This window comes from Roseofilum reptotaenium CS-1145, assembly GCF_028330985.1.
Lineage (GTDB): Bacteria > Cyanobacteriota > Cyanobacteriia > Cyanobacteriales > Desertifilaceae > Roseofilum > Roseofilum reptotaenium.
Window position 1 is genome coordinate 1 of record NZ_JAQMUE010000062.1, and the last position, 10,482, is coordinate 10,482.

Sequence of the window (10,482 nt, forward strand, 5' to 3'; positions counted from 1 at the left end):
TCGGCATTAATCCCTAACACTCTTTGGGTTTCCTGGGGATATTGTCGCAGAAACTCGTCAATATTGCTCATGATTTTATCTTCGGTAAAATTGAATTATAACACACTTTTTTACTCTAGTATTATTTTTAGGAGATGTCTATTGTATTTTCAGAAATATCCTTGGCGATTAGGTTTAGGTACTGCCTTATTATGTATTTTAGTCTACTACTTATCGTTTGGGATATTTTTGCAGGGAGGTTTAATGGCTCTTATTCCCTCAATATTAGCGTTGTTAACCACTGCACTATGTACAAAATTCTATCAATATTGGCGGAAGTTATGAGTCATTATTCAAATTTAAAAGTTAGCTCATTAAACCGGTTAGACGATCTATGAATTAAAGCAAGGATTACTTAATAATTAAGTTTGATACAAGAACTCTTAAAGTCTTCGACCAGCATGACTTTAGAAACTGACTCTACATACTACATATGGCCTTAACGCGTAAGTCTTGACTCATTAAAAATGGATCTGGGTTGGGTGCAAATTTCCTCAACTTGTTACCAATGCTCATTCCCCGTAAGCTATAGTGGCAAAAAGTCTAACAAGGAGAGAGGATGGTTGTTATTGCTTATCTAGGGCCACGAGGGACGTATTCTGAGATCGCAGCGATCGCCTGTAGTCAGCAGCTTAAAGCTCAGGGTTATGACAGTGAATTACGTCCCTATCCCAGTATTGCCCAAACTTTACAGGCTGTAGCCAAACAGGAAGCCCATTTGGCGATCGCCCCGGTTGAAAATTCTATTGAAGGCAATGTTCCTATGACCCTCGATAGTTTATGGCAATTACAGGGTTTAGACATCCAACAGGCCTATGTCTTACCTATCACCCATGGACTGCTCTCTCACAGGGATGAATTATCAGCCATTAAAACCGTCTATTCCCATCCTCAAGCCTTAGCACAATGTCAAGAGTGGTTAGAGCAACATTTACCAGGGGTCGAATTAATTCCGACAAACTCCACCACAGAATCTATTGAGTATCTTCAGCCCGATCGACCGATCGCAGCAATCTCCTCCCAAAGAGCGGCAAAACTCTATAAAGTCCCAGTATTAGCCTATCCGATTAACGATCGCCCGGATAACTGTACTCGGTTTTGGGTCGTGAGTTCTACAGATACTGATATAAGACTAAATGCTTCTTCGCGATCCAAAACCCATACCTCAATTGCTTTTAGCTTACCCAATATTCCAGGAGTGTTGGTCAAACCCCTGGAAGTATTTGCCCATCAAGGGATTAACTTAAGCCGTATTGAATCTCGTCCCACCAAGCAATCGCTGTTTGAATATTTGTTCTTTATTGATATTGAAGTTGATGCGAGAGAACCCAGCATCCAAAAGACACTTCAACAATTAGAAGAATACACAGAAGTATTAAAGATTTTCGGAAGCTATACCGTCACTAATATTTAGGACAATTCAAAATTATCAATAGGCTAAAACTATTCCCTTGTTCCCTAAACTCCACAGATCGCTTTTTTAATCAACGTTATTTATGCTTCTTGATCCCAAATTTGTCTCACCCAACTGGGGTCGCGGTAATTAATGCGAGCCATGGGTTCGAGGGAGGCGAGGATGGTTTGACCATAGCTGCGATGGAGAACACGGGTATCTAATAACGCCACAACTCCCGGACGCATAGGGGCGATCGCCCGTTTTAGGTTTTGGATTGTCGTCGGTAGTAGGTATTCCCGAAACCAGTCTAAGCGCCGTTGTTTATAATAGGCCACTCGTCCAGCCACTAGGGGATGCTCTAAAGAGGGGATGGGTAAGGCAACAATAATGAGTAAACCGGGTGCGGGTAACAGGCTTTGATGCGATCGCCAAAATTCCCATCCACACACTAAAATTCCATGGGGTTCTAATGAGGTTTTTTCAACTTGTACTTTGGAGCCAAATTCACCGGCTAATGTGGCTGCAATTTGGGCTTTTAGGGGGACATCGGTGACTAAAATAACGGTTAAGTTGCCTTGATTTCCCCGGACACTGAGTAATCCTTGAATTTCTGGCAACACCTGAGTTTGAAATTGGGGTGTATTGGGGAGGGGAAGGCGATCGGGTAAATAAAGATGGATTAAGTCTTGGTTACTCGAAGCATTAAATTGAAGGCAAGTAATATCTTCGAGTCCCATTTGGGTACAATAGCGACTTGCATTGGCTTGTTGATCGAGGGTTTCACCAATTAAAACGACCGGTTGATCGGCCCAGATAGGGCTGAGGATCGGGGCGATATCTACAGGGCCAGACCAGAGGGTAAATTGACCGGTGGAACGATGGATATCGGCCCACATCAGACGATCTGAGGTGAATGGGGGGAGCGTGAACTGTTGCCAGGGAGAGGGTAGGATAAGCTGATATTCGTCAAAGTAATGGAAGAGATTGGCGATCGCCCCTCGATCCTCCTCAGTTAATAAACAGCATTCGTAGGGGTTGGGAGGATGCTGGAAAATGGATTTGGTGAGCTTAACTTGGATATCCCGAATCAGATCCCGGTGTTGGGGACAGGCTAACATTAGCTCCGTCCAGTCTTTGGGGGTTAAACATTGATTGATCTGCTGCCTAGTCCAGTTGTCTAGATCGTCTACACCATCGATGAGAGTGGGAATATTGAAGGGGAAGCGCTCTCCTCGGTTCTCTGGATGGAGGCGATCGCCTAAAAAGTGTTCTGGGGTTGTGAGTAGAATACCAGAAAAATCAGCATTGGGCCAGCGATCGGACACTACCACTGACTTCACGGAACTGAGGGCCAACATCTCCTGTAATTGGGGAATTTCCACCATCTGCAACTGCTGCAAAATTTCCTCCGGCCCCACCCAAATAGCAGGTCCCGGCCACATGAGCAACGGAACCAAATAACTCACCCGATAGGGTTGTCCTTGATAAAGGGGGCGACCCGTTTGAATTAAAGCACTGCGTCCCAAACGCATGGCCCGCGCAACTAACCGGGCCATCGTTAACTGATGGGGCCAGGACGGTGACGCAGACAAGCGCAGAAACGCTCGCAGTTGCTGATGGACTTCCACCTCAATCACAGGTTTACCTTCGTGTCTCACTGTGGTCAGGCTAGGCTAACCTCTTCTTATTCTGACACTTACTGCCAAACCTGCACGCCATTAAGGTTTGATCCCTACTCTTGTGCTTGCCAATAGCTCAAATTTTGTTGATATTCCTGGATTTTCTGTTGTGCTGTAGTGTATGCGGGATGCTCTTCAGGAACCGCTTGCATTAGGGCGATCGCTTCTTGCCATGCCTGTACCACTTGGGAAGGGTCAGATTTCACTTGAGCTAACTGAGCTGCTTTTTCAGCTTGCTGAACAGCTAAATACCAGCGATCGGGTTCAGGACTTGGCGAAACCACAGGAGAAGGTGTGGATTGACTCACAAAAGAAGGAGGAGTTGGTTCAGGCCGCTCAGATATCTCAGGTGTCGGCACATTCAACGTAGCCACTGGAGTCGGACTTGCTATTTCTGAAGGTAAAGGTTCAATCCCATCACAAATTGTTCTATCCTCATCAGACACGGTCAAATAATCCCGTATCCAATCACATCCTTGACGCAGAAGCAGATCGGTATTGTTGATCGGTTCTAAATTCCAGCGCACCACCGTTTGATCCGCACTTGCCGAAACCAAATATTGACCGTCTCGACTAAAATCAATATCCCTTACCCAGTTAGTATGTAGAGATAAAGTAGTAACCAAATAAGTCTTCTCTGGATCTTTTACATTCCAAAGTTTAATCGTACTGTCATCACTAGCTGAAGCTAACAGTGTTCCATCCGGAGAAAACTTAACTCTGTTTACCCAGTTAGTATGACCTTGCTTTGTCTTATCTAACGTAGCGATCAACGTTCCATCAGATTTCCAGAGTTTAACTGTATGATCTGTACTGCTCGTAGCAATCAAGTCTTGATTCAGATGAAAATCCATACCGATAACCGAACTTCTATGATCTTCTAATGTTATCAGAAGGTTGCCATTCAAATCCCATAACTTAGCTTGATTATCTTCTCCTCCTGAACCGATGATTTGACCATTAGGATGAAACGAAATTATATTGATTTCAGCTTTATGGGCATTGGGAATATCTTGAATTAAATCTCCATTGATACTCCAGATTTTTATACTCTGATCGTCACTACCTGTCACTACAATTTCTTCCTTGGGACTAAATTCGACAGTAGGGATAGGCTTTGTATGCCCGTCGAGGGTACTCAATACATTTCCTAAATTATCCACAATATCAACTGTCTTTTTGTATGTAGCAGCAGCAATATTTAGTCCATCATAACTTACTGATATCTGATAAAATGCAGTGTTTTCATTGTTGACAATTTCCTGGATGAAATCACCCTCAAAAGTAAAGCGTTTCATTATACCATTTCTACTTCCAGTTATAATAGATTTTTGGTCATTACTAAAGTTTACAGTTTCAACTATACCCTTATGTTCTAATAAAAACATTTCTCGCCAGAGTGTATTTAGTTGCCAGAATTTAACCTGATTATTGCCACTACCAATTGCAAGAGTTAGAGTATTAGTAGGTTTATCCTCTAGTTTAGGTCTAAATTGTAAACCATAAATAACTGTATTTTCTACAGGGACTGTTCTCAGTATACTTCCATCAGCAACTTGCCATAGCTTTACAGTTGAATCAGAACTACCACTCGCTAATATTTTTCCATCTGGACTAAAAGATAAACACCAAATACTTGAGTCATGACCTCTCATTTCTCGTTCCATTGTCCCATCTATCGTCCAAATTTTTATTAATCGATCTCTGCTCCCACTAGCTATTTTTTTTCCATCTGGACTAAAAGCCAGTGATAAAACCTCTTTTTTATGTGTATTTTTTTTATTTAATTTCCTGACAAAAGTTCCGTCTTTTTTCCAGATTTTAATCTCTCCAAAATCCCCATCTCTAGAAGCAGAAGCGATTAAGTTACCATTCGGACTAAAGGTAATATCTCTAATTGTTTCTTCTGAAGCTCTAAAAGATTTTAACAATGTTCCATCAGTATTCCATAATTGAATCATGCCCTTATTGTTTCCTGAAGCAAAAGTATTTCCTTGAGGATGAAATGCCAAAGCTCTAATGGTTGCGTCTTCATAATCTGGTGAAGATGATGAAATTGATTGGATAAACTCACCTGTTGATGACCAAGTTTTAATAACTCCATTACTACCACCCGTCACAATCCTATCTTTACTGAACGCAACTGCATAAATGTCTTCTTCATGAGATAAGTTTGAATTATACTCCTTAATCGTTGAATTATCTACAGTCGATAGTTGTACTACTCCATCTTGGCTTGCTGTTACTAGCATTTGACCATCGGGACTAAAGGACAAATCTGAAATCCAAGATTCATGCCCTGCAATCCGATTTGTTTCTTTGATTCCATAATTAACTTTCAAAAAAGCTGATTCCATTTTTCGCTTTATCCCTGGAGATATAAAAAACTTGTAAAATAAATTAGATTGGATTTTTTTCCACCCTTTAATTCCCTGAATCATAGCTTCTAGATCTTCATTGGAGTTTAACAGAGAGATAGAAGCAACACTAATACCTTCAATTTCACGATTCAAGGCTTGGCGAAGAGAAAATAATGAACCTACTGTTGTTACCATTAACACAATGATGGCAGCAATAGAAATAGGAAATGCTCGGCGAATAAATCGATTTAATCTTGCTTTTACTAACTCTCTCTCTTCTTCGATTTTCTTGATTTTATTTCGTGTACGAAGGGTTTCTCGTTTGCGAATGTAGGGAACTAAGTAGTCATGAACGAGCTGATAGCGTTGTGGATCGGCAGGAACTAATAGAACCAAGCCGGATAAGGATAAAATTTCCAGAACGAGGGTAAGTTGCCGATCGTCTTTTTCTGTCCAGTTGGGTTGAGTTTCTTTGAGGGAAGCTTCTAGCTCTGTTCTCAGTTTTAGGGGGCGAGTATTTTTATCATCTGTGAGCAAGTATAAAACAAATTCTGCCATTTGTTGATTGCCTTGTCCGCAATCTTCAATCACATCTTGGAGATGTTTTTGTACCAGATGATCTTTACTGACTTGTTGATATTGAGCTAACGTCGTGATCTGATCGTTTTGCAGTTGTGCCCCAACAATTTGTAGCTCAATGGGGCGCACTTGTCCAATGTCATTGGTTAATTCATTAACAATTTCTGTAATTAAGGGTTCGGGGAGCTTAAATTGGGAATATTCGGTTAAATTTTCGATGACTTGCTGGGCAGTTTCTTGGGAAAAGTTGCCTAAACCATAGAGGCTATGTTTGCTTAATGTATCATTGCCGATCGCGGCAAAATCTTCGATGTCGTTACAGATGAGCAGTTTGTGAATATAATCTGCTCTGAGGGATAAAATAACCTTGACATAAGGGACATTCAGTGCATGTCCTAAAAACTGGAGGAATTCTGCTTGTTGACCTATTTCTGGACAGCCAAAAAAGAACTCTTCAAATTGATCGAAAATCAAGATAGTGAGTAAGTTTCGCCGATCATTAGCCGCTAACTGTGCGATCAATTCTTCTGCGGAATTGGGGACATGGGGAAGTTGAATGGCATGTTTGGATAAAGCTTGGGCAAAGCCAGTAAACACTTGGGCAAAAGCCTGATTACAATTATTATATTTATCCAAGTAAACCGTAAGAATATCTCTGTAACCACTGATTCTTCCTTCTAAAGCCGGTAACAACCCGGCTTGAATTAAGGAGCTTTTGCCAACCCCCGATTCTCCGTGAATCACAATTAATTTATGTTGGGTATCTCGTACCCGTTTGAGTAATGCCTTAATATCGGGTTCTCGTCCAGAAGCAGTGATTTCTTGAGCCATTGGCTGATCATGTCCCCTGGGACGCAATAGGGGGCGAATGTGTCGTTGTGGTTGCACTCTTCCTGGACCAACAAAGGCAATAAATCGGAATTGTTGCTCGACGGAACGCTGAAATTGTTTAGTATTAAAGGCTTCTAGATATTGCTGTTCTTGCCAATAGATCGATCGCAACTCTTCCAAACCCTCTAGGTAAAGCTGGGGATCGGGTTCTGGATTGCTTGCTTTCATCCGCTCTAAGGTGGCGATCGCCGGTTGCATCTCTCCCAAAGCGCGGAAACTGCGTCCGAGCAACAACAAGGGTAACCCCTCATAGAAGGGTTTGTCCTCTGGAGCGCGATCGAGGATTTCCAGTGCGTTCTGAGCCAAACTTTGCGCTTCAGAAGCTAACCCCTCCTGTAACTTCAGAGCTGCTAATAAACTGCGATCGCGAGCTTCTTGAATAGGTGTCTGCTTACGCTGATGCAGTTTCAGGGAGCGATCGACCACTTGACGCAAGTCCTCCCACTCCCCCAACCTCCATAAAATTTCCCCCAGTTGACCAATAAACTTAGCGATTAAATCCAGTCGTTGTCCTTCCTCAAATTTTTTAATACAGTGTTGAAATGATAACCGTGCTTCCTGCCAATAATGCTGACGTTGAACTCGATGTAGATCCGCTTGCCGACCATGGCATAAGCCTAAATGAAATAAGACCGCTCCCGCACAGATGGGGCGATCGTGATGTTGCCAAAATTGCAAGCTTTTCTGATGCAGGGCGATCGCTTCATCAATCTGACTCTTCACATAAGCATCTCGACCTTGAGCGAAATTTAAGCCAGCCTCAATCTCTTCTGGCAAGTTCAGTTGATGATGACGAACATAATTGAGCGCCGACTTTAGCTCCCCTCGATAATAGGGGCCAAAAATCTCCTCATTCGATAAAAAAACATCTCCTCCAGCTTCAACCACTTGATTAAATAAACGCTCAATCCGCAAATTAAGTTGATCGAGCAATTCTGAAGAATCTGCGATCGTAAACACCGTATACGTTGCCCAACTCTCAAAATCTGGAGCCAAACGAATAAACTGCTTCACCAAGCTATCATTAACCCATACGATCATCGGGAATAGACAGTTTTTTTGAAACTCTTCCCGGATCTGATTCATGCCCGCCAATAATTTTTCTGGATTTTCAGTTAACTCTAAACCAAACACCATGACCGCCAACGGCGGATCGGCAAGTACTTTTTCTTTCAGCACAGCAAATAACTGAGTAGTTTCCGGTTCAATCTTTAGATCGCGAATGGGAACCGAAGAACGCTGATGTAATTGCTGTACCACGACTTCCTGTAAAGACTGATAATTACAGTGAGCCAAAATTAGTGTGAATTTACCTTGAGAAGCTTCGATTTCCCAAGCTAACTCTTCTATCGATTTTTGATTATTTTTAAAAGCCTCTGGAGTACCTTGAGAGATAGTCATAGCAGGATTCCTGATTTACCAATTTAAAATAAGTCCCTCTCTTGTGGGAGAGGGATTGAGGGCATGATCACGATTGGGCAATAATGGGATTAATATCAAACCAATAGCCTTTGGTATCGCGATATTCATACACAAACTGCGAGCGAATTAACTTTTGATACGCTTCAGTACCAGCAACTCGCTTGGTTTTTGCCACTTGATCGAGTAATTCCCACTCGCGATCGTCGATCGCTAAAACTCTTTGATGGCGATATTGGGATAGGGTTCGTTCAAAATGATCTTGCTGGAGCGGTAGCTGCTTCGTGCGCTTCAAGGTATCGTGAAATAAGCGTAAAAAATTCCGCACATGACCACCACTCATCTCACAGAGGCGATCGCAGGTTTCCGCCCGATCGAAAATTTCTGTCATTTTTGGCGATCGCTCCCCTTCCGGTAGTTCTGGGAAAATTCGTGCTAAAATCAGCTTTTTTAGCAAGCTCATCCCTTCCTCGCACCGACTCCCATCTCGATGTTTAATCGGAATCATGGGTAACACCTGTACCTCATTCATAAACCGTTGTGTCAAGGTACTATACTCATTAGAAAACCGTAGCGCTAAGGGCATTGTATACACCACATGACAGTTTAATGCCCGCAATTGCTCGCCGCGATCTACGAATAAATACTCTTGTTGTTGTATATCCCAATCCTTATTCGCACTCGTGACGCGATCGAGATTATCCACAATTACCACTAAACCTGCTTTTCCTAACTCCTGCAATTGAACTTGTGCAGGTGCAAATAACTCCTGATTAATCACCTCTAATAATCGATTGGTTCGCGGCTCCAAATAGCCTCGCAACTTAGACCGTAATTCTGGACTTGCCTTCGTTTTATCCGTAATGACTCCAATTCCCAGTTTTAACTGGGCAATACCCGGTAACCCATATTCCGCCTCCATTTTCCCTTCACTACTTGCCGATATTTTCGCGCCCAAGGCCTCAACTGTTCCAGATACTTCGATTTCTGTTTGTAACAATTGAGCCGCTCCCTGAAGTAACTGTTTAAACCCTCTGGGTTCCGGAATATTTACAGCCTGTAGAGTTTCTAAACTCTCACTCACACGCTGAGTGATACAGAGCAAAATATCTCCAACATCCACATCCCCCATTTCTAAATCTGCACTGGATTCAAAATAGACAACATGGTAATTTTCTTGCTCTAATTCTAATTTTAGCTTCAATAACTCGGTTGATTTTCCACTACCAATATGACCGGTAAATAATTGACAAGTGGGCCGATCGGAATACCACACTGTAATATGATCCTTGAGTTCTTGAATCACTTCCCCGCCTCGGACTGAGGAAAAATCGATGTAATATTTTTTGTCCTTTTCTGTATCCTCTGCACGAGTAAATAGGGTATAACTTGGATCGGTAGCATTAAAATATTGTTTGATTTTTGGGTTCATAGCTGTTCTCCTGATGTGATTGCAACTGACAACCTTGGCTCGCCAGATCGTAATTCACCCCATGCACCTCTCAGCTCAGTGTAAACCCTTATGCTTCTTGTTGTCGCACAATATTACAAAAAATTCATGTTATTCCTTAGCGAAATTGGCACACTGCCTCGACTCTAGATTTCTGAGGAACCAACATGCCCAACCCCCTCAGTCCACGGAGTTTGCTGGTTTCTCTCCGATGAGAACCATCCTCTCGTAAGTGGTATAAAGAAAGTACTTAATCTTCCCAAAAGCTTGATAGCTCTCTAGTTTGCTCAGGCTGCCATTGGTAAAAATAATTTCAATAGCATTGTCCAGATCTATAGCAGAGAAAGAGTCGGTTAGGACTGCGGTTCAATACTGAAACCTAGCGACCATTCCCTATTCCCTAGCGCGCAGCACTATAAAAAAACAAAAAAAACGCCCCCCTTGCGGAGAGCGTTTTTTTTGATTAAATCAGTTAATCAAAAACTGGAATTAACCGTTGATAGCAGGAGCAGTTAAAGCTACAGGAGCTTCTTCTCCAGCCGCCAAGTCTAAGGGGAAGTTGTGAGCGTTGCGCTCGTGCATTACTTCCATACCTAAGTTGGCACGGTTGATTACATCTGCCCAGGTGTTGATTACGTGACCTTGGGAATCCATAATCGATTGGTTGAA

At 42.4% G+C, this 10,482-nt stretch carries 4 protein-coding genes and 1 pseudogene; 1 reads left to right on the forward strand and 4 read right to left on the reverse strand.

Annotated elements, in window-relative coordinates; translation table 11 throughout:
* Nucleotides 1–598 precede the first annotated feature (598 nt).
* On the forward strand, nucleotides 599–1,453 hold the full coding sequence (gene pheA / locus PN466_RS09955) for a prephenate dehydratase (protein WP_271939233.1): 855 nt from the start codon (nucleotides 599–601) through the stop codon (nucleotides 1,451–1,453).
* Nucleotides 1,454–1,533: 80 nt separating this feature from the next.
* On the opposite strand, the gene PN466_RS09960 is transcribed toward pheA, so the two are convergent.
* The 4 genes and pseudogenes from PN466_RS09960 to PN466_RS09975 all read right to left on the reverse strand — a co-directional run.
* Nucleotides 1,534–3,072 (reverse strand): ATP-dependent DNA helicase, encoded by a 1,539-nt coding sequence (locus PN466_RS09960; RefSeq protein ID WP_271939235.1) that lies wholly within the window; start codon nucleotides 3,070–3,072, stop codon nucleotides 1,534–1,536.
* A gap of 95 nt (nucleotides 3,073–3,167) precedes the next feature.
* Nucleotides 3,168–8,345, reverse strand: a complete 5,178-nt coding sequence (locus PN466_RS09965; RefSeq protein WP_271939238.1) for a WD40 domain-containing protein — start codon at nucleotides 8,343–8,345, stop codon at nucleotides 3,168–3,170.
* Between the two features lie 67 nt (nucleotides 8,346–8,412).
* Complete coding sequence (locus PN466_RS09970; protein WP_271939240.1) at nucleotides 8,413–9,795, reverse strand: AAA family ATPase; 1,383 nt, start codon at nucleotides 9,793–9,795, stop codon at nucleotides 8,413–8,415.
* 507 nt (nucleotides 9,796–10,302) lie between these two features.
* Nucleotides 10,303–10,482: pseudogene (locus PN466_RS09975) on the reverse strand (photosystem II q(b) protein); the annotation flags it as partial.

Excerpts from the sequence above, each read along its gene's own strand:
- PN466_RS09965 (WP_271939238.1), bottom strand. The coding sequence starts at position 8,345 with ATGACTATCTCTCAAGGTACTCCAGAGGCTTTTAAAAATAATCAAAAA.
- pheA (WP_271939233.1), top strand. The coding sequence starts at position 599 with ATGGTTGTTATTGCTTATCTAGGGCCACGAGGGACGTATTCTGAGATC.
- PN466_RS09970 (WP_271939240.1), bottom strand. The coding sequence starts at position 9,795 with ATGAACCCAAAAATCAAACAATATTTTAATGCTACCGATCCAAGTTAT.